A 21,958-nucleotide genomic window follows, 5' to 3' on the forward strand; every position below is an offset into this window, starting at 1 on the left:
TCCCTCCCAATAGCGCTGGCAGGGACGGCTCACCGTGCCGTCCAGCCGCCGTCCGCGGCGAGCGTTTCGCCGGTGATGAAGCTCGCCGCGTCGCTCGCGAGGAATACAACCGGCCCGGCTATTTCCATCGGCTCGGCAAACCGGTCAAGCGGCGTCCGGTCGCGGATCGACTTCCGAAGCCGCTCGTTCTCTTGGAGCGTCTCCGTGAGGTCGGTCGCGACGTACCCTGGAGCAACCGCGTTGACCCGTACGTCCGGCGCCCAGTCCATCGCCGCACTTTTTGTCAGCCCGACAAGTCCGTGCTTCGACGCGACGTACGGGTGTTGTTTCGGCAGGCCGACCTCTCCCGCCACGCTGGCGACGTTGACGACGCTCCCCTCCGCCTCCCGCAGGTGTGGGCCGGCAGCCCGGAGCGTCCGAAACGAGCCCCGCAGGTTCACGTCAAGCACGCCGTCGACGGCGTCCGACTCGATTTCGGTCGGGTCGCCGAGCGCGTCCCCAGGGTTGAATCCGGCGTTATTGACGAGGATATCGAGCGAACCGAACGTCTCTATCGTCTCCTCAACCAGCGTCTCCACGTCAGCATCGTCGGTCACGTCGGCGGTGATCCCATACGCTTCGACACCAAGATCGCGGGCTTCGTCGGCGACAGCCTCAACCTCCGAGGCTGTCCGCGCTGAAGGAACGACCGTCGCTCCCGCCGCGGCCATCCCCAGGGTTATGGCGCGGCCGATCCCGCGCCCGCCGCCGGTGACGACAGCAACCTTCCCTGAAAGGTCCGGGAGGGCGACGTCCGGCGTCGGGACGGCACCGGGTGATGTCGCGTCGTCGTCGGTCATTCGTCACCTCCCTCGCCCGGCGCATACGGGAGATCCGGTTCCTCGATGCTCTCTCGGAGCGTCTTCTTATCGAACTTCCCGGTTGCAGTCTTCGGAATCTCTTCACGGAACCGAATATCGTCCGGAAGCCACCAGCGCGGGAACTCCGCTTCGAGGAACGTCCGGACAGTCTCCACGTCGATCTCGCGGCCCGCCTTTGGCACAACGAACGCCAGCGGACGCTCCTGCCAGCGCTCGTGTGGGGCCGCGATCACGACCGCCTCAGCAATGTCGTCGTGCGCCATCAGGGCGTTCTCCAGCTCGATGCTGGAAATCCATTCGCCGCCCGACTTGATTACGTCTTTGGCGCGGTCGACGACCTCGATATAGCCGTCCTCATCGACGGTGACGATGTCGCCAGTGCGGAGCCACCGGGCGCCTCCATCGTCCGCCGCGACGAAGTCCGTCTCGTTGGCCTCTGGGCGATTGTAGTACTCCCCAACGACTGAGGGACCCCGGACGAGCAGCTCACCGAACGCCTCGCCGTCCCAGGCGATTGACTCGCCGTCATCCCCGACAACCCGCATCTCCAGACCTGGTGAGAGCACCCCTTGTTTTGCCCGCTTGTCGAGGTCCGCCTCGCGGTCGCCGTCGGCGGTCCCAGAGGTCGGACGTGAGACCGAGCCGATGCTCATCGTCTCCGTCATCCCCCATGCGTGTTCGATCGCCACATCATGTTCGTCCTCGTACCGGCGCATCACTTCCCGCGGAGCGGCGCTACCACCGACGACGATGCGCTCAAGCGAGGAGAGGTCGCCGCCGTGTTCGTCGAGGTAATCAAGCACGTCGATCCAAACTGTCGGGACGCCCGCGGTGAGCGTCACGTCCTCAGACTCGATCAGATCGACGAGGTCCGCAGGATCCGGAGACGGTCCGGGGTAGACCTGCTTGGCGCCTGCCATCGTCACAGCGTATGGGAACTCCCAAGAATTCACGTGGAACATCGGGACAACCGGCATCACCACGTCGTCTTCGGCGATGTTGAGCGCGGCGGGGGTCATCACCATCATCGCGTGGGCATATAGCATCTTGTGGGTGTACTCGACACCCTTCGGCTTGCCCGTCGTCCCAGAAGTGTAACACATCCCGGCCAGGTCGTCTTCGGAGAGTGGTGGCCACGATGCCATCGGGTCTGCATCCGCGATCAGTTCCTCAAACGCTGACAGCGGCAGGTCCGCCTCGGTTTCCGGCACCGCGTCGTCCATGACGACGATTTCGCGGACGCCTTCGATCCGGTCCCATAGACGATCGAGGATCGCCACGGCGTCGCGGTCGACGATCAGCACGTCGTCTGCGGCGTCGTTGATGATGTATTCGACGTTGTCGTCCTGTAGCAGGAGATTTACCGTATGTAGCTGTGCGCCAGAGAGGGGGACCGCGTAGTACGCCTCTAGGTGTCGGTGAGTGTTCCACCCGAGCGTTCCGACGCGGTCGCCAGGCTCGACGCCCAGATCGGCAAGCGCGGCCGCGAGCCGCTGGACACGGTCGCCAAAGTCGGTATAGGTGTAGCGGTCGATCCCGTCATGGGTGCGGGAGACAACCTCCGTCTCCGGGAAGAGCCGGGTCGCCCGCCAGAAGAACGGGCGGAGCGTGAGCTCCTCAGACATCGGCAGTTCCCACGGAGAGGTACGTCTCAAGGAGATCCTCGCGGTCCCGGATCTCCTCGACAGTGCCGTCGAAAACTATCTCTCCCGTGTCCATGATGTACCCTCTTTCGGCGAGGTCGAAGGCGAAATCGACGTTCTGTTCGGTCAACAGAACGGTGACGTTCTGGGCGACAACTGTCTGAACGATCTCCTTGAGGTCGTCGACGATCACCGGCGCGAGCCCTTCGGTCGGCTCGTCTAATAGCAGCACGTCAGGTGCCTGTACTAGCGCGCGGGCGACCGACACCATCTGTTGTTCGCCACCGCTGAGGTTCCGTCCATTGCTGCCTCGGAGGTCGTCAAGTGCCGGGAATAGTTCGTACATCTCCTCGACTGGCCGGGGGTCGCTCGCCAAGTTGTGCGCCAACCGAAGGTTCTCTTGAACGGTCAACGTGGGGAACACCCGGCGATCTTCCGGCACGAGCGAGATTCCGAGCCCGTTGATCTCATCGGGCGATAGCCCCGTGATCTCTTCGCCGCGGTACGTGATCGATCCGGTTCGTGGGGGTGACGCGCCGATGATCGAACGCATCGTCGTCGTTTTCCCCGCGCCGTTGCGCCCGAGTAGCGTCACCACCTCGCCTTCGTCGATCTCAAGAGAGACGCCGTGGAGCACGTGGCTGTTTCCGTAGTACGTGTTGATATCGTCGACCGTGAGTATTGTCATGCGCTATCACTCCCTAGGTACGCTTCGGTTACCCGTTCGTCCGTCAGCACATCCTCCGGCGTCCCGTCCGCGAGGATCGCCCCTTCGGCGAGCACGACGATCCGATCGGAGATGTCAGTGACGACGTCCATATTGTGTTCGGTCACCACGAACGTGGTGTCGAGGTCTGCGTCGAGTTCTCGAATTAGCGAGACGATCTCCGCTACCTCTGTCGGATTCATCCCTGCGGTGGGCTCGTCCATCAGGAACACGTTCGGCTCGATGGCGAGCGCTAAGGCGATCTCAACGGTCCGTTTTTCGCCGTGGCTCAGCGTGTCGCAGGGTGTGTCCGCGATGTGAGTGAGTCCAGTGAGATCCAGCAACTCCTCGACGTCGGCCTCAACCGACTCATCGCCGGTCGCGCGCGAGCGGAAGTCGAGCCGGGTCCCTTCGTGGCTAATCCGGGCGACCCGCACATTCTCGCGGACGGTGAGGCCCTCGAAAATATTCGTGATCTGGTACGATCGCGAGAGTCCCGCCTGCGCCACCTGGTGTGGCTCCGCGTCGGTGACATCGGCAAGATCATCTTCGACCCCGCTTCGGAGCCAGATCGACCCCGTCGTCGGCTGGAGCACCCCCGTTAATAGATTGTAGAATGTGGTTTTCCCAGCCCCGTTGGGACCGATGATGCTGGTGATATTGCCGTCGTCGATCTCGATGGAGACGTTGTCAACGGCGGTCAATTCCCCGAACTGTTTGCGGAGGTCTTCAGCCTTGAGGACGGTTGTCACGAGTTGTCACCTCTGTCGGTCCGCACGTCGCCGTTGCTCGATTTGGCCTCTTCGTCCGGCGGAGTCGTCACCTGAGAGCCGGCATCGAAGGCGCCGCCACCCCCTCCGTTCGCGCCACCGATGTCTCCTTCCCCGAACAGCCGGTCGCGGAGCAGGTAGAGACCGCCAACTGCGCCCTGCTTGAAGAACAATACGACGGCGATGAGCAGCACGCCAAAAAACAGCTCCCAGTACGCCTCGAGTGTCGGGAACCGGCTGATCGCCCATCGAATATACAAGAATATGAACGCGCCCACGATCGGGCCGTAGAAGTAGGTCGCGCCGCCGATCACGGTGGCGATGACGGCGATCGCGCTCGTCGACCAGTGTGTGAGCCCGGGGGACGCGACGCTCGCGAGTCCCGCACGTAACACACCGGCGATCCCGACGATCGCCGCCGAGATGATGAACGTCATCCAGCGGTGATGTCTGACGTTTATCCCAAGCGCGCCCGCGCGGTCAGGGCTCTCGCGGATCGCTTTACACACCGTCCCGAACGGGGAGTTGACGACGCGCCAAACCCCGTACGTCGCCGCAACGACGGTGACAGCTGAGATCACATAGTAGAGCCGTCGGCCACCGATCCGGATACTCGTGCCGCCGAGGTCGACAGTCCCGAGCAGGACAATGACCCCGTCAGTTCCGTTCGTCAGCCCGGCCGGGTCTTGGATGATAAGCGAGTAGCCCAACATCCCAAACGCGAGCGTAATCAGCGCAAAGTATATCTCTTCCAACCGGACGCTGAGCCACCCGACAGGCACGGCGACGACGACGACGAGCACGAGGCCGACGACGCCGCCAACGACGAACGTGACGAGCGGCGAAATGCCAGCACCAACGATATCGGCGATTATCGGACCGAGATCCCGCAACACGATCGCGATCCCGTACGCACCTCCTGCGTAGAACAGGCCGTGACCAAACGACAGCAGTCCTGTGTAGCCGTACAGCAGGTTGAACCCGAGTGCAAATAGCGCGACGACAAGGAAGTCAGTGAACAGATAGACCTGGAACGGCGGTCCGAAGGTGATCAGAACCAGCGCGACGGCGCCGATGAGGCCGAACCGTTCCCGCGTCCAGCCCTCTGCGACGGCTGAGCCGAACTGGCTGACCCGGCCGCCGATGCCGGTCGCGCTCATTCGCCGATCCCCCCAAATAGCCCCTCGGGACGGAGCAACAGCACGATCACCATCGCAAGGAAGGGGATTGCGATGCTCCCCGAACTGATGAACTGCGGGCCGAGGCTCTGCATCATTCCGATGAGCATTGCGCCGACGAAGGCACCGCTTATAGAGCCGAATCCACCGATGACCACGACGATAAACGCGGTAATGATCACCTGGTCGCCGAGCGCCGGGCTGGTCGCTTGCAGCGGCGCCGAGAGCGCGCCGCCGAGCCCGGCTAACACACTGCCGAGGAAGAAGACCCCGGTGTAGAGTCGCGGCACGTCGACGCCGAGCATTGCCGCCATCTCGCGGTCCGAGGAAGTCCCCCTGACTAACGAGCCGAAGTACGTCCGGGTGATGAACAGCCAGAGGCCAACTAGCACGGCGACGGCCAAGCCGATAGCGACCAGCCGGTAGGCGTTGAAAGTACTCCCGCCGAGCGACACGGAGAAGTTGAACACATCCGGCGGGTCGATCGAGTACGACCCTGACCCCCAGATGAACCGAACCGTCTCGTGGATCACGAGCACGAACCCAAACGTGACGATGAGCTGGTCGAGATCCGAGTCGACTCGGTCGTACAGTCGCCGGATCGCCGAAAACTCAATTGCGGCGCCGACTACGCCCACCGCGAGGGCGCCCACCACAGCGGCGATCCAGAAGTTGTCGATCACGTTCGAGATGACGGCAAGCGTGACGTACGCGCCGAGCATGTAGAACCCACCGTGCGCGAAGTTGAGAACGCCGAGCACGCCGAAGATGAGACTCAGACCGACGGCGATCAGGAACAGTCGACTGCCGAGGCTCAGCCCGATGACAACATCGGCGATACCGATCATTGGTATGAGGGATGTGAGACTCATGAAGGGCCGGCAGGTTAGATACCCGCCGGGAGGTCAGAGTCACCGAGCGCCTCCGACAGCACGTCGGGACCCGCCTCGTAACGGTTCACGGGGTCGAGCACGTTGCTTTCCCACTCGTCGTCGTACGTGACGGTGCCCCAGATGGACGCGACCGTCGCCTGGTTGGTCTCGCTGAACTGATAGTCGCCGACAGGACCCGAGTGCTCCATGCCGGTGAACTCGTCGACAAGCGCGCTGGGGTCTGTACCACCGGCCGACTCAATCGCCTCCTTGTACAGGTAGAGAGCGCGGTAGGCCCCCTCAGCGTTGTATGTCGGGAGCGTCCCGTACTCTTCGTAGTACGCCTCGCGGAACGAATTGTTCGTCTCGGTGTCCGGCACGAAGGGGTCGTACCGGGTGGAGGCGTACTCCCCCTCCGGGATCGGACTTCCGTCACTCGGGAGGTCTGTCCCCATCCCGACGCTAAACAGTGTGTGGTCGATTTGGTCGAACCAGCCCGCGGACTCGGCCTGCCCAATGAACGTTGTGAGGTCGGCACCCCACAGCGGGGTGAGCACTGCGTCAGGGTCGGCGTCAAGGATGGAGCTGATGTAGGGCGTGTAGTCGCCCGTCGCCAGCGCCGGGAACTGCTCGGCTGTGAACTCGGCCTCGACGCCGAGCCCGTCGCAGTACGCCTGGAAGTAGTCCCACGTCTCGTACCCGAACGCGTAGTCGGGGCCGATGGTAGCCCACTCGGTAGCGTCGAGCTCTTCGGCAACGCGCGCGGCCCCATAAATGTCCTGTGCGAGGCTATTGGAATCGCGGAACACGTACTCGTTTCCGACCGAGTCTTCGTGTTCTCCCTGTGGCGAGGTGACGAACGGCGTTGCCGCGTGCGTGATCATGAACGGCATCTGGAGTTGCGAAATCTGCGGCGCAACTGCCTGTGCGACGCCGCTGGAGTCGAGTCCGAACAATCCGTCGACGTTGTCCTCTTGAACGAGGCTGCGGATCTGCTGGATCGCCGTATCGCCGCTCGCCTCGGTGTCGCGGACGAGCACCTCCACGTCCCGCCCGTCGATGCCGCCGTTTTCGTTGATCCGCGACTTTGCGAACTCGATCCCGCGCTCGGCCTCCTCACCGTACAGTGACGCGAACCCGGAGAGGATATACGCGGCGCCGAGCGTTATAGGCCCACTATCGCCGCCCCCGCCCGAACAGCCGGCGACCCCAACCGCCGTGGACGCGCCAACGGCCTGTAGAAACCGTCGTCGGCCAACCGACGATTGGATTACCGAACTCCTCTCTATATCGCCGTTCCGGTTATGCTTGTTTCCGGTATCTCCATCTCCGGTTTCCATTGTTAACAATCGTCAATTATTATCTCCCACTACATAAATATGTAGGTCCATAACATACCACATCCTCTAGTTCCCATGACGCGCTCCTGCGAGACATGCCGAGCCGGAGCTGAATGTCTCAGGTCGAACATAAAAACAGTGCCAGAGGAGGCTTCCTTCCGTGACCAATGTTAATATGACTGTGTAACGTTGACTCCTCTCATATGGATGTCGTGAATCCTGCGACTGGGGCGCATGTCGAGACGTACGATGAACACGACGAGGACGACGTTGAGAAGGCGTTGGGGCGATCAGTGCAGGCATTCGAGGACTGGCGGACTCGCCCGGTTCGAGACCGCGAGCAACTCCTCGCAAACGCTGCCGACGTGCTCAGAGAGAACAAGCAGGAGTATGCGGAAACGATGACACGGGAGATGGGAAAACCGATCTCGCAGGCGATTGGCGAGATCGAAAAATGCGCATGGGTCTGTGATCACTACGCGGAACATGCAAGCGCGTACCTCGAGGCGGACCATCACCCGAGTCCTCCAGGCTCCGCGGTCAAGACTGAACACGAGCCGCTTGGGCCGGTCCTGGCGGTCATGCCATGGAATTTCCCGTTCTTGCAGGTGTTCCGCTTCGCCGCGCCATACCTCACGGCTGGGAATGTGGGAATTCTCAAGCATGCGTCGAACGTGCCCGGCTGCGCTCTTGCGATCGAAGAGGTGTTCGAAGAGGCCGGGTACCCCGACAATGTCTTCCAGTCGTTGCTGATCCCGTCGGATCTCGTCGACGATCTCCTGACAGACAGCCGGGTTCGGGCTGCGACGCTCACGGGCAGCGGCCCGGCTGGACGCGCGGTGGCCGCGAACGCCGGCGATCAGGTGAAAAAGACCGTCCTCGAACTCGGCGGGAGTGACCCGTTCGTCGTCCTTGACGATGCAGACATCTCGGCTGCGGCTGAGACGGGCGCTTGGGCACGGAACCTGAATGGCGGTCAGTCGTGTATCGCCGCGAAGCGCTTCATCGTTCACACGGACGTGTACGATGAGTTCCTCAACTCCCTGACCGACGAAATCGACGCACTCATCGTCGGTGACCCGATCGATGAGGCAACCGATGTTGGGCCGCAAGCAAGAGAAGATCTCATGGAGACGCTTCACGAACAGGTTTCCACAAGCGTCGACGCGGGCGCGACGCTCGTGTCTGGCGGCGAGCCTCTCGACCGGGAGGGGGCGTTTTACCCGCCGACCATCTTGACCGATGTCACCGAAGGGTGCCCCGTCGACACCGAAGAAACGTTCGGGCCGGTGGCTACAGTGTATGAGGTCGCCGACGAGGAGGCGGCGATCGCGAAGGCCAACGACACGCAGTTTGGGCTCGGTGCGAGCATCTGGACTCAGGACCGTGACCGCGGCGAACGCCTGGCGAGCCAGATCGACGCGGGCTGTGTTTACGTGAACCAGCTGGTAAAATCCGACCCGCGGGTCCCATTTGGTGGCGTCAAGGACTCGGGATACGGTCGGGAACTCTCCGAGGCAGGAATCAAAGAGTTCGTCAACCGCAAGACCGTCTGGGTTGAGTGAAACCGGTACAGCGATGTCGCCGACTCTGGAATGTTCACGCTTGTTGAGTCGTCGACTGTCCGGCAAACCGCGGGAAGCTGAACGACAACTCGATGTACGCCACTCAGAACATCATCATCCCGCTCAAGCCCGAGAGCGGCTATGACTCCGGCCTCTCGAACACGATCCAGCGCCTCGTCGAGGACGCACGGGAGTACTTCGAACTGAACATCCTCGCGGTGACGCCGACGGCGTTGAACGGCCGCATCGACCAGGACACGCGCGATCGCGGGCTGCTCGAACAGCTCAACTCCCTCGAGATCGCCGACGACATCGTCCCGTCCTACGCCCGGATCACTGAGGAAGAGTGGGACGCTATCGACGCCGGCGAGTACGACGGCGGGCTCCCGGAAATCCGGTTCCGTGGATCGATCGATGCCGCCCACGACGCCGGGCTGCCGGTCCGGGACTTCGACGGCAGCTGTGACCAACTCGAGAACTACGCCGAGTTGGCTCGCATCGTCGAGCACGGCGGGATCGACCGATGACGGGGTTCGACGATCTCAACGAGGCGGGTAAAGACCAGGCGGCCGACGAAGAGGAGCCAGCGGACGTCGAGGCTGACGAGACGCTCGAGGAAGACGCTTCGACGTCAACGGACGCTGGGGGACCCAATGAGCCATCGTTCCCGTTCGACGAGTCGGTGCAGGCCCAGATCTATCCGCGTCGATCCACCACGAGGCGTTCGAGGACTTCCTCGATATCGACGTGAAGCGGCACCTTCGCGACAGAGACATCCGCAACGAGACCGGTCGTGAGCTGCATGAGGCCGTATTGCAGGTCGCGATGCAACATCCCGAGGAAGTTGCGGAGCAACTCGAAGCCGATCGAACGGAGTAGGGCCTGCGACAACGGCTCTATGGTTCGATACTCCGGGTTGGGCCTCTAACCATTAGCGAGAGCTACTACTGGGTTCATCACAGTCCAGAACGGCGGATGTCTTGATCGCTCTACTGTATCGGCGACACTCCTTTAGTACTGTACATACAACGTCTGTACAACATGACCACGAAGCGAGTAAACTTCCGGCTCCCGGAAGAACTAATCACGCAGGCGGACATCGCTGCGGAGGTAACCCACAAGAACCGGACTGAGGTGCTAGTTGAGGCGTTGAGGCAGTACCTTGAGGAGATTGAATCGGAAGAAAGCTTCCGGGAAGCAGTCGTCGAACTCTACCTCGACGGGGAGATTGAGTTCGAAAAACTGGCAGAGGTCATCGGTCGCCAAGACGCCGAGGCAGTTCGGGCGTCGAAGAACGTTCTCGACCGTGGCGAGGAAATCGCCGACGAACTGGCTGACCTCTGAATGCTCGTTGTTGACACGAGCGCGTTCGTCTCTCTTGCTGTCGGCGAGGTTCTCGATCACGTCCTCGAGGAGTTCGACGTTGTCACGACGGCAACCGTTGTGGAAGAGCTAGAGGAAACCGCAGAATCCGATGACCTGCATGGTGCAGGAGCAGCAGCCGTTCTCGATGTCGAAGATGCATTCACCGTTGTCGACATTGAGGGTAATCAGTTCGAAACGAGCCGCATCGACGTCGGCGAAGCAAGCTGCGTAGCCGCAGCACGCGAACTTGACGCGGCGTTTTTCGTCACAGATGACTACCGGGCTCTGCCGGAACTGCAAGAAATCGTCGACGCGGAGGTTGCGCTCTCACCGATTGTGCTGCGTTCGCTGGTCAAGCGTGGGGTGCTCACCGAAGCTGAAGCACAGACCCGATTCGAGAAAATCGCTGAAGGCCGCGGCTGGCTTGGGGCTCCGATATATCGCTATGCGCGTCGGTTGTTCGACTAAGCTTTCCTGCCGAGACGATATCCCGAAATGAGGTTTATTTCGTACTACCGGTCCGGTGACGACTCCCGAACCCGATTATCCGACTTCGAGAGCGCCTCTGTCGCCATATCTGCCCGTTCGGCGGCCTCGATATGCTGGTACGGCTGCCTGACCTGTTCCTCCGAGTCATCTAGATACCGGGCAGCGGCGGCATAGCCGAACTCCCGGACCATCACCTCGACCATCCCACGGCGTCCGCCGTGAGGCGCGAGGTAGTTATGCCGGTCGTCGTCAACGGCGATTTCGGCGTCTGAACCGAGTCGCTGCATCACGCGGCGTGCCCCGTTGGGCTTCAGCGCCGGCGGCGCGTCGAGGTCGAACTCGGCAGCGACCAGTAGATCGGGCTTGGCGTCACGCTGCCTGGCGATCTCCTCCTTTGAAACCCCTCGATCTTCGAGCCCTGAAGTTACGTATCGAGCGAGCGTCGGCCGGTGGAGGGTTGTGAACACCGGCCAGTCCTCGGGCGTTTCACGCCAGCAACAAATCCCTTCCGGGGGACCGGAACCGAACGGAAGCTTAGGGGTTCCACTTATGCACTCGTCGGCACAGAAGTCGAGTAGATGCTGCGAGACGCGACGGTCTTCGAGGACGAACACCTGCCCCGGGAGATCGTCGGCCGCAACAGCCAGATGAACGAGGTGACCGACGCGCTCACGCCCGTCGAGGACGGCGCTCGCGCGGAGAACTGCTTTCTCTTTGGCCCCAGCGGCGCCGGCAAGACTACTGTCGCCCGCGCCGCCGTCCGGGAACTCCGCCGCGAGGTGCTCGACGTGCCGACCGCCTACGTCAACTGCTGGAAGGACTACACCCGGCGCAGCGTGCTCGAGCGCGCCGCGAACGACCTCGCCAACGCCGCCGTCCCGAAGAACGCGCCGGCCCGGGACCTGATCGACACGCTCCAGAACGGCCTCGACTCGCCGAGCGTGATCATCCTCGACGAAGTCGACCAACTCCAGGACCCCGACACGCTGTACGACCTCCACTCAGTCCCGGGGCTGGCGTGGATCTGTATCGCCAACCGTGAGGTCGACCTGCTGGCCCGTCTGGACGAGCGCGTCCACTCGCGGGTCTCGGTCGGGTATCGCGTTCAGTTCGACCGCTACACCGTCGATACCGTCACGGAGATCCTCGAGCGCCGAACCACACAGGGGCTCGAACCGGGCGCCGTCGAATCCGGGACGCTCGAACGCATCGCCGAACTCGTCGACGGCGACGCCAGGCAGGCGATTACTGCGCTCCGTGTTGCCGCCCGCAAGAGCGAGCGCGAGGGGCTGTCGACGATCCCGCGGCGCCTCGTCGACGACGCGGTCCACGACGCCGAGGCGGCGGTCCGCCGGAAAACCATCTCGAAGCTCAACGACCACCAGCGCGTGCTCTACGAGCGTATCGAGGCTGCCGGCCCGCTGATCCAGAAGGAACTATACGCCGAGTACGAGGAGACGCACCCGGACCCAATCACCCTGCGGGCGCTGCGGGAGAGCCACCTCCCGAAACTGGAACACTACAACCTGATCGAGACCGAGCGCGGCGGCGACGGGAAGCGCTATCGGCTGGCGTCGTCGGCCCGGTAGCGCCGACCGACGGCCCGCGCAGGCGCCGAAGCCCGCCGGTCTCGCGGTGGCGCCGACGGCGGGCGCCGATATCGGGGAGACGATGCCGCGTGCCCCCCTGAGCCGACGGCGTAGAGCGCGGCGACGACGACGCCGAGGGAGAGCCAGACGCTCGCCTCGGCGTCCAGGACGCCCGACTGGCGGCCGGCGTAGAGCAGCATCCAGAGCAGGCTGCTCGCCGCGAGCGCCCGTATGCGGCCGGTCGCGCGCGGGAGCGTACCGAGCAGGCCCGCCAGCCCGCGCGGCGGCGCGACCCCGAGCAACCGCGCGAGCGGGCCGAGCAAGTCGTTGATCGCCGAGGCGGTCGCTGGCGGCCCGCGTTCGGGAGTCCCCCCGCGCCCTACTGCTCGCTGGGGTCGGCGGGAGACCGGCCGTAAGCGTCGTCGACGCCGCGCCGGGGGCGCGCCGCGTCGGACGTGCCGGCGTGGGTGGCGGCTAGTTCGTGGGTGGCGGCTTCGTGAGTGGCGGCTGGTTCGTCGCGCAGTGCCTCGTCGGTTCCGCGTCGCTGTGGATGGCGTGCGAGCCATACTTCCACTCGCCTCCCCGCCACAATTAGGGCTCGCCGGAGGGTTCCGTTCGGTTCTGGCGCAGGCGAACCGCGGGACGGGTGGACGGTCGTGGTGTTCCGGTCGGCTTCCGGCGAGAGTCGGCATCGTCGCTGTCTCCGGCCGTCGCCGATCAGTCGCGGCGCCGTCACAGCCAGCCTCCCGAACTCGTTCGGCACAACGCTCCCGCCGGTAGAGGGCCTGCGTTCAGGCATGCCCAGCGACGACTACGAACTCCACGACCAGTTCCAGAACGCCCCAACCGGTCGGCCACAGTCGACGGTCGACGCGCGAGACCTGCCGCCGCCCCAACCCCTGCAGAACACGCTCGAACGACTCGCCGATCTGGACGAGGAGACCGTTCTCGTCCAGTTGAACGACCGGCGGCCCCAACACCTCTACCCCAAACTCGAGGACCGGGGCTACGCCTACGAGAGCGTCGACGACGACGCAGTTCTCACCGCGATCTGGGTGCCGGAGCCGTAGCGCTCCCGGGGTCAGGCGTGCTCGATTTCGACGCGCCACTCGTCGGCGGCGACCTGTTCGGTCTCGTAGTCGAAGCCGCGGCGGTCGAGGACGTTGTAGAGTGGTTCCGGTTCGAAGTTATTGAGCAACACCAGCGTCTCGGACTCCCCTAACTCCTCCAGTGCGCCCACGATGTGGCTGAACGGTTCGCCGTCGACCTCACGGGCGTCGAGAGTTCTCTCGGCCATATTTCTGGGTCCACCGCCGCGGGTGTGGCAGTTGTGCCGAACATGCTCGGGGCGAAATGACGAACATGTTCGGGATCACCGTCTGGGTTATGGCTCTGCAACGATGAGGTAGCGACATGCCCGAAGCCAAACTCACGCTCACGATTCCCGAGCGCACGTGGCCGGGAGAGATCACCCGGCGCTACCCCGACGCCGAGATCCGGATCCTCGCGGCGATGGCTGGGGCCGACAGCGGGGACGGCCTCGCCGAAATCACCTGCGCGGACCCGGCGGCGGTCCTCGCCGACATCCGGGCCCACGAGTCGGTCGAGTCCGTCGAGGTGCTCCAGCGCGGCGACGGCCAGTGTCTGGTCCAGTTCCGGACCCACCTCCCGTTGCTCCTTTTCGCGGCACAGGGGTCGGGCCTCCCGCTGGAGATGCCCTTCGAGATCCGGGAGGGACAGGCGGAGTGGACGCTCACTGCCGCACAGGAGACCATCTCCGAACTGGGCGATCAACTCTCCGCGATGGGAGTCACCTACACCGTCGACTACCTCCAGCAGGACGTCGCCACCCCCGACGACCTGCTGACCGACCGCCAGCAGTCCATCGTCCGCGAGGCTATCGAGTGTGGCTACTACGACACGCCGCGCGGGTGCTCGCTCACCGAACTGGCCGACACGGTCGGACTGGCAAAGTCGACGGTGAGCGAGACGCTCCACCGGGCCGAGGAGCGCGTGATGAAGGAGTTCGCCGCCACTGCGCTGGAGGAAGCGCCACGGGCCGCCGTCGAGGGGTAGTCGGCCGCGCGCGCCGCCGCCGGTTCTGCTCGGGGCGAGTGTTCGTCCGGGTTCTGGCCGTTTTCTCTCCAGTTTCGACTATCTCTGGACGCCCGTCCCGTTCCCACCGGGGACGGGGATAAAGATCCGACCGAACGTGTTCGACAGTTCCGACCCCGTGGGAAACCGCGTGACGGTACTAGTGGTGGCACCCCCAAGGCGCACCTGTAGGAGAATGACTGACGACCTAACGCGCCGACGGTATCTGGTCGGCATCGCGGCGACGGGGACCGGACTCGGACTCGCTGGCTGCAGTTCCGGTGGCGGCGGCGAGTCGACGGATCCCGCGACGGATTCGCCGACCGAGACGAGTAGCTCCGGCGGTGGCGGCGACGGCGACTGGGTGCAGACCGACACCGTCGAGATGAACGACGAACTCGCGTTCGCGCCCAAACAGATCGAGGTCGAGGCCGGGACGACGGTCACCTGGGAGAACGTCGGGACCATCGGCCACTCGGTGACCGCCTACGAGGACAACATCCCAGAAGACGCGACGTACTTCGCCTCCGGCGGGTTCGACAGCGAGGACGCTGCGGTCGACGCCTACCCCGACGAGGGGAACATCACCGAGGGCGAAACGTACGAACACACGTTCGAGACGACCGGCGAGTACGAGTACTACTGCATCCCCCACGAGATGAACGGGATGGTCGGCACCGTGCGGGTGATCTAAGATGAACTCCACTGACCCCGAGAACCCCGACGAGGAGGGGCGTACCGAGCCGAAAGACGCGGAGACGCTGATCGAGGAGCACGAGGCACAGCTAAACGAACTGCTCGCCGACGTCGAGGGGGCAGACGCCCCCGAGGCCGAGTCACATCTCCCCGGACTCGGCTCCGGCGTGACGCGGCGCGACGTGATGAAGGCGGGCGCCGCCGTCGGCGTCGCCGGCGGCCTCGCTGGCTGTGCGGGCACCGGGGCGTTCGGCAACGCCACCACGGACACCGAGAGCAGCAGCGGCGACGTGCCCGACCACAAGGTCCCGCCGGGGGAGCACGACGAGTACTACGGCTTCTGGTCGGGCGGCCACGGCGGCGACATCCGGGTGTACGGTATCCCGTCGATGCGCCAACTCACCCGGATCCCCGTGTTCAACCGCGAGGGCGCGAAGGGGTACGGCTACGACGACGAGACCGACGAAATGCTCGAGGAGGCCGGCGGCTACACGTGGGGTGACTCCCACCACCCGAGCCTCTCGGAGACCGACGGGAAGTACGACGGGGAGTACATCTTCGTCAACGACAAGGCCAACGGCCGGGTCGCGCGGGTGAATCTCACCTACTTCGAGACCGACGCCATCGTCGACATCCCGAACGTCCAGTCGGTCCACGGCTGTTGTATCCAGAGCCCGAACACGGAGTACGTGTTCGCCAACAGCGAGTTCCGGACGCCGGTCCCCAACGACGGCCGGGACGTGAACAGCCCGGACGAGTACGCCTCGCTGTTCACCGCCATCGATCCCGACAGCATGGACGTGCTCTGGCAGGTCGAGGTCGACGGCCAACTCGACATCGTCGACTCCGACAAGGACGGCCGCTGGGTGCTCTCCTCGTCCTACAACGACGAGGAGGGCGTCGAAGTCGAGGAGATGACCCGGGACGACCGGGACGACGTGAAGGCGTTCGACGTGCCCGCGATCCAGGAACTCGTCGACGCCGGCGAGTACGAGGAGGTCAACGGCGTCCCCGTCATCGACGGGACGAAATCGAGCCCGAACAATCAGGGCGACAACCCCATCGTGCGCTACATCCCGACGCCGAAGTCACCCCACTGCGTCGAGGTGACGCCGGACGGCAACTACGGGATGGTCGCCGGGAAGCTCTCGCCGACCGTATCGATCATCGACATCGAGAAGCTGGCGACCGCCGACGACCCGGCCGACACCATCGTCGGCCAGCCGAAAGTCGGTCTCGGCCCGCTGCACACCACCTACGACGACCGCGGGCACGCCTACACCTCGCTGTTCATCGACTCGCAGGTCGTGAAGTGGGACATCGAGGAGGCCGTCACCGCCGACAAGGGCTCCGAGGAGCCGATTCTCGGCAAGATCGACGTCCACTACAACCCCGGTCACATTCAGGCGGTGCAGGCGATGTCGACCGAGCCACAGGGGGACTGGCTGGTCGCGCTCAACAAGCTCTCAAAGGACCGCTTCCTCCCGGTCGGCCCGGTTTTCCCGGACAACGACCAGCTGATCTACATCGGGAACGACAAAGACGACGAGACCGGCGGGATGGAGCTGGTCGCGGACCACCCCGTCTACCCGGAGCCCCACGACGCCATCTTCGCGCACAAGGACAAGATCGAGCCAGCGCGGACGTGGGACCCCGCGGACTACGAGGGCGAAAAGGAGTTCGTCACCGAGGAGAACTCCCGCGTCGAGCGCGTCGACGACTCCACCGTCGAGGTGTACGCCTCGGTCAAGCGCAGCGAGTACGGCCTGCGTGACTTCACCGTCCAGGAGGGCGACGAGGTGACGCTCACCATCACCAACATCGAGGGGTCACAGGACATCGTCCACGGCCTCGCCATCCCCGAGTACGACGTGAACCTCGCGCTGGCGCCACAGGACACGCGCCAGTTCACGTTCACCGCCGACGAGCCCGGGGTGTACTGGGCGTACTGTACGTTCTTCTGTAGCGCACTCCACCTGGAGATGCGCTCGCGAATGATCGTCGAACCGGCCGACTAGGACCATGCAACGCCCGAGATGGAGCGAGTTCGGCGAGCTCAGGCGGCTGCTGCCGCTGGTAGCGGCCGCGCTGCTCGTCGCGGCGCTGCTGTTTCCGATGTGGCACATCCGGATGGACGCGATCCAATACCCCAGCGAGACGCTGACGCTGGGGCTGTACGCGTATCCGCGCATCAGCGGCGACTACGTCGAGATCGCCCGCCTGAACCACTACATCGGGTTCTACTACCCGGACCCGGTGTTCTGGCCGCCGAACTACGAGCCCAACCCGAAGGCCATCGACGTGCCCGAGTGGTCGCTCGGGCCGCTGGCCTTTGTCGGCGTCGCGGCCGCGGGCGTGTTCGTCGCGCTCGCGCCCACAGCGCGAAAGCTCCGTCGCGGGCTCACGGCCCAACTGATCGGCTCGATAGTCGTGTTCGGCGTCCTGCTCGCGGACATCCAGTACCGGCTGTATCAGGCGGGCCACACGCTCGACCCGGACGCGCCGGTGATGGGTGTCGACCCGTTCACGCCGCCGCTCTGGGGGAAGTACGCCGTGGCCAACATCACCAGCTACTCCCGGTTCGGCGTCGGCGCGTACCTGACGACGGTGGCCATCGGCCTGCTGGTAGTCGCGTGGCTCGCTCGGGACACCCAGGCGACGGTCGGCGACCTCCCCGGGATCATGCTGGGCCTCCCGGCCCGCCTCAGCGACCGGTTCAGTTCCGGTGATGGGGTGACTCGCTGATGGACGCCGCCGGACTCGAACGCGGGTTCGTCGTGCTCGTGGTGGTGCTGGCGGCCGCACTTGCGGGAGTAACGGTCGCACCCACGTCGGCAGAAGCGGCGCCGACGCCCGACGCGGGCGCTGATCTGCCCGACGACTACGCGTTCGACCCCGTGACCGAGTCCGGCGTCGCGACCGTCGGCGACCAGTCGTTCGACTCCGTCCAGCGTGCCGTCGACGCCGCCGATCCAGACGAGACAGTCGTCCTCCGCGGGCGGTTCGAGGAGCGCGTGACGGTGAACACCTCCGGGGTAACCATCACCAGCGCGCCCGACGCCCAAGCCGTGATCGACGGCGGCGGCGAAGGCGACGTCCTCACGATCAACGGCTCGAACGTCACGGTCCGGGACCTCTGGATCCGGAACTCCGGGCTGGACACCTCGACAAACGACGCCGGCATCTGGGTCGACGCGCCCAACGTCACCGTCACAGACAGCCGGGTGACCCAGATCACGTTCGGCATCTGGGTCGACGGCGTCGACGACGCCCACCTGCGGAACAACACCATCGTCGGCCGGGAGAAGGTGATCCCGCGGTCTTACCGCGGCAACGGGATCCAACTCTGGAAGACGGAGGGAACGCTGGTCGAGAAGAACCGTATCACCGACGCCAGGGACGGCATCTACTACTCCTGGGCATCCGAGGTGACCGCGCGTGGGAACGCCCTCTGGGACCTGCGCTACGGCGTCCACTACATGTACTCCGATAGCTCGCGGCTCGTGAACAACACCGCCGTCGACAACGACGTCGGCTACGCGCTGATGCTCTCGGAGGAGATCGCGGTGGTGAACAACACCGCCGCGAACAACACCGGCACCAGCGGCCACGGGATCCTGCTCAAGCGCATCGACTACTCGACGGTGCGCGGGAACACCATCGCCGGCAATCAGCGGGGCATCTACTCGCTGAACTCGGTGGGTAACGAGATCACGGACAACCTCCTGCTCGGCAACCGGATCGGCTTCCACCTCACCGCCGGTACCCGGGAGGAACGCGTCGTCGGCAACAGCTTCGTCGGCAACGCCAGACACGTACAGGCCGTCACGAGCGACCTCCACGTCTGGAACGACAGCGACGGCGGGAACTACTGGAGCGACGCCAACACCGCCGATCTGGACGACGACGGCGTGAGCGAACTCCGCCACCGACCGTCCGGACTGGTCGAAAAGCTCGTCCGGGAGAACCCTGCTGCGGCGGTGTTCACGAACAGCCCCGCGTTCCGCGCGCTGGGGAAGGCCGAACAGACCCTCCCCGTCGTCGACGCGCCGGGCATCGTCGACTACCACCCGCTCGAACGCTCCCCACACGACTGGAGGCACCACTATGAACGCGATACAGACGACTGATCTGACGAAACGCTACGGCGACGTGGTCGCGCTCGACGGCGTGAGCCTGTCGGTCGAGGCGGGGACGACGTTCGGCCTCCTCGGCACCAACGGCGCCGGAAAGTCCACACTGTTCAGAATGCTCGTGGGCCACCTCACCCCCGACTCCGGCAACGTGACCGTCGGCGGCCGGGACGTGACCGACGCCGGCCACGAACTCCGCGAGGCTGTCGGCTACGTCCCCGAGGACGCCGGCTTCCCGCCGGCGCTCACAGGGCGAGAGGTGCTCGACTATCAGGCCCGCATCCGTGGGGTTCCAAGGGCAGAGCGCGCCGACAGAGTCGCCGCCGCGCTCGGGACCGTCGGCCTCGATGACGCAGCGGACCGCCGGGTCGGCGGCTACTCCAACGGGATGAACCGACGGCTCGCGCTCGCGTCGGCACTGCTCGCGCGACCCACGCTCCTGCTGCTGGACGAACCCACAGCGGGCCTCGACCCGCTGGGCGTCGCGGAGTTCCACCGCATCCTCGAGCGCCTGCGCGAGGAGGCGGACCTCACGGTCGTCATCACGACCCACGTGCTCGCGGAGGTCGAAGCGCTCTGTGACGACGTGGCGGTGCTTCACCAAGGAAATCTCCGGTTCAGCGGCGCCGTCGACGACCTCCGCGAGATGGGCGAAAGCGGTGATCTGGAGCCCGCGTTCAGGTCGCTAATCGCCGATGCAGAGGGTCGTGAGCCACGAGCGACCCCGGAGGTGCAACGATGACCGATTCAGAATCCCCGGAAACGGACGGCGGCGTCGCCGACGAGACGGCGGTTCGCCTGCCGACCCGAGGCCGCGACGGCTCCGCGCTACAGCAGGTGGGCACCGTCACCAGACTGGAGTACGCGCTCTCGATCCGGAACCGCTGGGCGTTCGCGCTGACGGGGCTGTTCGCGTCGCTCGCGGTGCTCGTGGTCGCACTCGGCGGCCAGGGTGGCGTCGTCCGCAGCGACGCCGTCGTCGTGAGTCTCGTCGAACTCTCGGCGCTGCTGTTGCCGCTGGTGGCGCTGGTGTACGGCTACGACGCCATCGTCGGCAACGACGAGGCCGGCTGGCTGGGCGTGCTGTTCGCGCTCCCGGTCCCGCGGAGTCGGGTCGTCGTCGGCACCTACGTCGGCCGGCTGGCAGTGTTCGCCGGCGCCGTCGTCGCCGGGTTCGGCATCGGCGGACTCTGGCTGGCGAGCACGGGTCGGCTCACGGCCGCCTATCTCGGTCTCGTCGGTGCCGCCGTCCTCGGCGGCGGGGCGTTCCTCGCGCTGTCGCTGCTCGTCTCGACGTTGGCGGCAGAGAAGACCCACGCCCTCGGCGGGACGCTGCTGCTGTGGGTCTGGCTCGCGCTGGTCCACGACCTCGTCTCGGTCGGCCTCATCGCCGCCGATGTCGTGGGCCCGGACTGGCTGCCCGTGTTCGTGCTCGCCAACCCCGTTACCGTGTTCCGGGTGCTGGCGCTCCAAGCCGTGCCGACTGTGACCGGTGGGATGGCCGACGTGCTGGTCGGCTCCGGGCTGACGACGCCGGTGCTCGTCGGCGCGCTGGTGGTCTGGATCGTCAGCCCGGTGTGGCTCTCGAGTCGGCTCGTGGCGCGGCGGAGCGTCTGACGGTCGAGCCCGCGAAGACGGGCTGTGAGCGATCAGAACCGAATGCCCGGCGTCGGCGGCCGTTCGCGTTTGTGCTCGCTGGTGCGGTGGAGGTCGGCGAGTCGCTCGACGGTCGCCTCGTCGATGCCGGTCGCAGCGACCGTCTCGCCGACGCTGTGGTCACGGTCGACGAGGTGATTGAGGGCGGCGTCGACGATGTCGTAAGTGGTGCCGATCTCCGCTACGTCCGTCTGTCCCTCCCAGAGCCCCGCAGTCGGGGTCTTCTCGATGAACTTCTCGCCGACGCCGAGTTCCCGAGCGATCTCGACGACTTCGGTCTTGTAGAGGTCGCCCAGCGGCGCCACGTCGGTGGCGGCGTCGCCGTACTTGGTGAAGTAGCCGAGCAGAAACTCAGAGCGGTTGTCGGCGCCGATGACCAGTTCGTCGTTGGCGTTGGCCTCCGCGTACCACAGCACCATCCGGGCCCGGGCGCGCACGTTTCCGAGATCTTTCTTCCCGAGGTCGGGCGGCAGCGCGTCGTCGACCCACGAGACGAACGGCGAGATGTCGACCTCGTACCAGTCGATACCGAGGTCCGAACAGAGCTGTCGGGCGTCGTCCATGTGCTCCGGGTCGCTCGGCTCCCCCGGCATCACGATGCCGGTGAGTTGGTCCGCCCCGACGTACTCGACGGCGAGGTGAGCGGCGACTGTCGAGTCGAGTCCGCCCGAGATGCCCAGCACGTAGCCGTCGGCGCCGGCGTCCGTGAGGTAGTCGTCGAGCCACGACCCCGCCGCTTCGACGGCCGCCGTCGGGTCAACGTGCGTCGGCGTCCCGCTCATGAGTGAGAATGTAACCTCCGGCGCGAAAAGGGTGTGGGCCTACGTCCCCCCGATTCTCCCGCCTCCCGGACACCTCGGTCATCTCGGCGAACGCTTCGGTACAGCAGTCGGGGGACGAGCTCCCGCCACGGCTCACGTCCCGCCGTTCGGCGGCTTCCCTCAAGAGAGTCGGGGGGAGTGCCGTGCTGCGTACCCACCCCTCGGACGGCGCTTCACGACG

General features: G+C 65.0%; 26 protein-coding genes. 14 read left to right on the forward strand and 12 right to left on the reverse strand.

The window, feature by feature from the left end; all coding sequences use genetic code 11:
- Positions 1–29: 29 nt before the first annotated feature.
- Genes J2753_RS05460 through J2753_RS05490 form a run of 7 tightly spaced genes read right to left on the reverse strand, consistent with a single transcriptional unit; the run spans position 30 to position 7,369 of the window.
- Positions 30–839 (reverse strand): SDR family NAD(P)-dependent oxidoreductase, encoded by an 810-nt coding sequence (locus J2753_RS05460; RefSeq protein ID WP_209490917.1) that lies wholly within the window; start codon positions 837–839, stop codon positions 30–32.
- Positions 836–2,485, reverse strand: coding sequence for a long-chain fatty acid--CoA ligase (locus J2753_RS05465; protein ID WP_209490918.1), 1,650 nt, complete (start codon positions 2,483–2,485; stop codon positions 836–838). The genes J2753_RS05460 and J2753_RS05465 overlap by 4 nt, the downstream gene beginning before the upstream one ends.
- Positions 2,478–3,191 carry an ABC transporter ATP-binding protein gene (locus J2753_RS05470; RefSeq protein WP_209490919.1) on the reverse strand — a complete coding sequence of 238 codons (714 nt, stop codon included), beginning with the start codon at positions 3,189–3,191 and terminating at the stop codon, positions 2,478–2,480. Before J2753_RS05470 ends, J2753_RS05465 begins: the two co-directional genes overlap by 8 nt.
- The gene (locus J2753_RS05475) at positions 3,188–3,961 is read right to left on the reverse strand and encodes an ABC transporter ATP-binding protein (protein ID WP_209490920.1); all 774 of its coding nucleotides are present in this window, start codon (positions 3,959–3,961) and stop codon (positions 3,188–3,190) included. Before J2753_RS05475 ends, J2753_RS05470 begins: the two co-directional genes overlap by 4 nt.
- A complete protein-coding gene (locus J2753_RS05480; RefSeq protein ID WP_209490921.1) occupies positions 3,958–5,139 on the reverse strand; it encodes a branched-chain amino acid ABC transporter permease in 1,182 nt (393 codons plus the stop codon). The genes J2753_RS05475 and J2753_RS05480 overlap by 4 nt, the downstream gene beginning before the upstream one ends.
- On the reverse strand, positions 5,136–6,029 hold the full coding sequence (locus J2753_RS05485; RefSeq protein WP_209490922.1) for a branched-chain amino acid ABC transporter permease: 894 nt from the start codon (positions 6,027–6,029) through the stop codon (positions 5,136–5,138). Before J2753_RS05485 ends, J2753_RS05480 begins: the two co-directional genes overlap by 4 nt.
- A gap of 14 nt (positions 6,030–6,043) precedes the next feature.
- Positions 6,044–7,369: an ABC transporter substrate-binding protein gene (locus J2753_RS05490; protein ID WP_209490923.1), complete on the reverse strand. Its 1,326-nt coding sequence runs from the start codon at positions 7,367–7,369 to the stop codon at positions 6,044–6,046.
- A gap of 203 nt (positions 7,370–7,572) precedes the next feature.
- Between J2753_RS05490 and J2753_RS05495 the strand changes: the two genes are divergently transcribed.
- The 5 genes from J2753_RS05495 to J2753_RS05515 all read left to right on the forward strand — a co-directional run bounded on the left by J2753_RS05495 (position 7,573) and on the right by J2753_RS05515 (position 10,767).
- The gene (locus tag J2753_RS05495; RefSeq protein ID WP_209490924.1) at positions 7,573–8,934 is read left to right on the forward strand and encodes an NAD-dependent succinate-semialdehyde dehydrogenase; all 1,362 of its coding nucleotides are present in this window, start codon (positions 7,573–7,575) and stop codon (positions 8,932–8,934) included.
- 92 nt (positions 8,935–9,026) lie between these two features.
- The gene (locus tag J2753_RS05500; RefSeq protein WP_209490925.1) at positions 9,027–9,461 is read left to right on the forward strand and encodes a hypothetical protein; all 435 of its coding nucleotides are present in this window, start codon (positions 9,027–9,029) and stop codon (positions 9,459–9,461) included.
- Positions 9,458–9,685: a hypothetical protein gene (locus J2753_RS05505; protein WP_209490926.1), complete on the forward strand. Its 228-nt coding sequence runs from the start codon at positions 9,458–9,460 to the stop codon at positions 9,683–9,685. The genes J2753_RS05500 and J2753_RS05505 overlap by 4 nt, the downstream gene beginning before the upstream one ends.
- A 290-nt stretch (positions 9,686–9,975) precedes the next feature.
- A complete protein-coding gene (locus tag J2753_RS05510; protein WP_245334488.1) occupies positions 9,976–10,278 on the forward strand; it encodes a ribbon-helix-helix domain-containing protein in 303 nt (100 codons plus the stop codon).
- Positions 10,279–10,767 (forward strand): PIN domain-containing protein, encoded by a 489-nt coding sequence (locus tag J2753_RS05515; RefSeq protein ID WP_209490927.1) that lies wholly within the window; start codon positions 10,279–10,281, stop codon positions 10,765–10,767. It begins immediately after the preceding gene.
- Positions 10,768–10,811: 44 nt separating this feature from the next.
- Here J2753_RS05515 and J2753_RS05520 read toward each other — a convergent pair whose 3' ends face one another.
- Positions 10,812–11,402: a hypothetical protein gene (locus J2753_RS05520; protein WP_209490928.1), complete on the reverse strand. Its 591-nt coding sequence runs from the start codon at positions 11,400–11,402 to the stop codon at positions 10,812–10,814.
- Here J2753_RS05520 and J2753_RS05525 point away from each other — a divergent pair.
- Positions 11,367–12,377, forward strand: a complete 1,011-nt coding sequence (locus J2753_RS05525; protein ID WP_209490929.1) for a Cdc6/Cdc18 family protein — start codon at positions 11,367–11,369, stop codon at positions 12,375–12,377. The genes J2753_RS05520 and J2753_RS05525 overlap by 36 nt on opposite strands.
- On the opposite strand, the gene J2753_RS05530 is transcribed toward J2753_RS05525, so the two are convergent.
- Positions 12,350–12,700: a hypothetical protein gene (locus J2753_RS05530; protein WP_209490930.1), complete on the reverse strand. Its 351-nt coding sequence runs from the start codon at positions 12,698–12,700 to the stop codon at positions 12,350–12,352. The genes J2753_RS05525 and J2753_RS05530 overlap by 28 nt on opposite strands.
- A gap of 56 nt (positions 12,701–12,756) precedes the next feature.
- Complete coding sequence (locus J2753_RS05535) at positions 12,757–12,951, reverse strand: hypothetical protein (RefSeq protein ID WP_209490931.1); 195 nt, start codon at positions 12,949–12,951, stop codon at positions 12,757–12,759.
- Positions 12,952–13,174: 223 nt separating this feature from the next.
- On the opposite strand from J2753_RS05535, the gene J2753_RS05540 reads away from it, so the two are divergent.
- Positions 13,175–13,447 (forward strand): DUF2249 domain-containing protein, encoded by a 273-nt coding sequence (locus J2753_RS05540; RefSeq protein WP_209490932.1) that lies wholly within the window; start codon positions 13,175–13,177, stop codon positions 13,445–13,447.
- An 11-nt stretch (positions 13,448–13,458) separates the two neighbouring features.
- On the opposite strand, the gene J2753_RS05545 is transcribed toward J2753_RS05540, so the two are convergent.
- Positions 13,459–13,674, reverse strand: coding sequence for a DUF2249 domain-containing protein (locus J2753_RS05545; protein WP_209490933.1), 216 nt, complete (start codon positions 13,672–13,674; stop codon positions 13,459–13,461).
- Between the two features lie 116 nt (positions 13,675–13,790).
- Here J2753_RS05545 and J2753_RS05550 point away from each other — a divergent pair, with 116 nt between their 5' ends.
- The 7 genes from J2753_RS05550 to J2753_RS05580 all read left to right on the forward strand — a co-directional run bounded on the left by J2753_RS05550 (position 13,791) and on the right by J2753_RS05580 (position 20,917).
- On the forward strand, positions 13,791–14,453 hold the full coding sequence (locus J2753_RS05550) for a helix-turn-helix domain-containing protein (protein ID WP_209490934.1): 663 nt from the start codon (positions 13,791–13,793) through the stop codon (positions 14,451–14,453).
- Positions 14,454–14,667: 214 nt separating this feature from the next.
- Complete coding sequence (locus J2753_RS05555) at positions 14,668–15,165, forward strand: plastocyanin/azurin family copper-binding protein (RefSeq protein WP_209490935.1); 498 nt, start codon at positions 14,668–14,670, stop codon at positions 15,163–15,165.
- Position 15,166: 1 nt separating this feature from the next.
- Positions 15,167–17,185 (forward strand): TAT-dependent nitrous-oxide reductase, encoded by a 2,019-nt coding sequence (gene nosZ / locus J2753_RS05560; protein WP_209490936.1) that lies wholly within the window; start codon positions 15,167–15,169, stop codon positions 17,183–17,185.
- Between the two features lie 4 nt (positions 17,186–17,189).
- Positions 17,190–17,912 (forward strand): hypothetical protein, encoded by a 723-nt coding sequence (locus J2753_RS05565; protein ID WP_209490937.1) that lies wholly within the window; start codon positions 17,190–17,192, stop codon positions 17,910–17,912.
- The gene (gene nosD / locus J2753_RS05570; RefSeq protein ID WP_209490938.1) at positions 17,912–19,297 is read left to right on the forward strand and encodes a nitrous oxide reductase family maturation protein NosD; all 1,386 of its coding nucleotides are present in this window, start codon (positions 17,912–17,914) and stop codon (positions 19,295–19,297) included. Before J2753_RS05565 ends, nosD begins: the two co-directional genes overlap by 1 nt.
- Positions 19,275–20,042, forward strand: coding sequence for an ABC transporter ATP-binding protein (locus tag J2753_RS05575; protein WP_209490939.1), 768 nt, complete (start codon positions 19,275–19,277; stop codon positions 20,040–20,042). The genes nosD and J2753_RS05575 overlap by 23 nt, the downstream gene beginning before the upstream one ends.
- Positions 20,039–20,917, forward strand: coding sequence for an ABC transporter permease (locus tag J2753_RS05580; RefSeq protein WP_209490940.1), 879 nt, complete (start codon positions 20,039–20,041; stop codon positions 20,915–20,917). The genes J2753_RS05575 and J2753_RS05580 overlap by 4 nt, the downstream gene beginning before the upstream one ends.
- A gap of 32 nt (positions 20,918–20,949) precedes the next feature.
- Here the strand turns inward: J2753_RS05580 and J2753_RS05585 are convergent, their stop codons facing one another.
- Positions 20,950–21,738, reverse strand: a complete 789-nt coding sequence (locus tag J2753_RS05585; RefSeq protein ID WP_209490941.1) for an NAD+ synthase — start codon at positions 21,736–21,738, stop codon at positions 20,950–20,952.
- Positions 21,739–21,958 lie beyond the last annotated feature (220 nt).

Origin of the sequence: Halolamina salifodinae (genome assembly GCF_017874235.1) — an archaeon.
GTDB lineage: Archaea > Halobacteriota > Halobacteria > Halobacteriales > Haloferacaceae > Halolamina > Halolamina salifodinae.

Coding starts and splice junctions, on each gene's coding strand:
- J2753_RS05460 (WP_209490917.1), bottom strand. CDS start 839: ATGACCGACGACGACGCGACATCACCCGGTGCCGTCCCGACGCCGGAC.
- J2753_RS05465 (WP_209490918.1), bottom strand. CDS start 2,485: ATGTCTGAGGAGCTCACGCTCCGCCCGTTCTTCTGGCGGGCGACCCGG.
- J2753_RS05470 (WP_209490919.1), bottom strand. CDS start 3,191: ATGACAATACTCACGGTCGACGATATCAACACGTACTACGGAAACAGC.
- J2753_RS05480 (WP_209490921.1), bottom strand. CDS start 5,139: ATGAGCGCGACCGGCATCGGCGGCCGGGTCAGCCAGTTCGGCTCAGCC.
- J2753_RS05485 (WP_209490922.1), bottom strand. CDS start 6,029: ATGAGTCTCACATCCCTCATACCAATGATCGGTATCGCCGATGTTGTC.
- J2753_RS05490 (WP_209490923.1), bottom strand. CDS start 7,369: ATGGAAACCGGAGATGGAGATACCGGAAACAAGCATAACCGGAACGGC.
- J2753_RS05495 (WP_209490924.1), top strand. CDS start 7,573: ATGGATGTCGTGAATCCTGCGACTGGGGCGCATGTCGAGACGTACGAT.
- J2753_RS05500 (WP_209490925.1), top strand. CDS start 9,027: ATGTACGCCACTCAGAACATCATCATCCCGCTCAAGCCCGAGAGCGGC.
- J2753_RS05505 (WP_209490926.1), top strand. CDS start 9,458: ATGACGGGGTTCGACGATCTCAACGAGGCGGGTAAAGACCAGGCGGCC.
- J2753_RS05510 (WP_245334488.1), top strand. CDS start 9,976: ATGACCACGAAGCGAGTAAACTTCCGGCTCCCGGAAGAACTAATCACG.
- J2753_RS05515 (WP_209490927.1), top strand. CDS start 10,279: ATGCTCGTTGTTGACACGAGCGCGTTCGTCTCTCTTGCTGTCGGCGAG.
- J2753_RS05525 (WP_209490929.1), top strand. CDS start 11,367: ATGCTGCGAGACGCGACGGTCTTCGAGGACGAACACCTGCCCCGGGAG.
- J2753_RS05540 (WP_209490932.1), top strand. CDS start 13,175: ATGCCCAGCGACGACTACGAACTCCACGACCAGTTCCAGAACGCCCCA.
- J2753_RS05545 (WP_209490933.1), bottom strand. CDS start 13,674: ATGGCCGAGAGAACTCTCGACGCCCGTGAGGTCGACGGCGAACCGTTC.
- J2753_RS05550 (WP_209490934.1), top strand. CDS start 13,791: ATGCCCGAAGCCAAACTCACGCTCACGATTCCCGAGCGCACGTGGCCG.
- J2753_RS05555 (WP_209490935.1), top strand. CDS start 14,668: ATGACTGACGACCTAACGCGCCGACGGTATCTGGTCGGCATCGCGGCG.
- nosZ (WP_209490936.1), top strand. CDS start 15,167: ATGAACTCCACTGACCCCGAGAACCCCGACGAGGAGGGGCGTACCGAG.
- J2753_RS05565 (WP_209490937.1), top strand. CDS start 17,190: ATGCAACGCCCGAGATGGAGCGAGTTCGGCGAGCTCAGGCGGCTGCTG.
- nosD (WP_209490938.1), top strand. CDS start 17,912: ATGGACGCCGCCGGACTCGAACGCGGGTTCGTCGTGCTCGTGGTGGTG.
- J2753_RS05575 (WP_209490939.1), top strand. CDS start 19,275: ATGAACGCGATACAGACGACTGATCTGACGAAACGCTACGGCGACGTG.
- J2753_RS05580 (WP_209490940.1), top strand. CDS start 20,039: ATGACCGATTCAGAATCCCCGGAAACGGACGGCGGCGTCGCCGACGAG.
- J2753_RS05585 (WP_209490941.1), bottom strand. CDS start 21,738: ATGAGCGGGACGCCGACGCACGTTGACCCGACGGCGGCCGTCGAAGCG.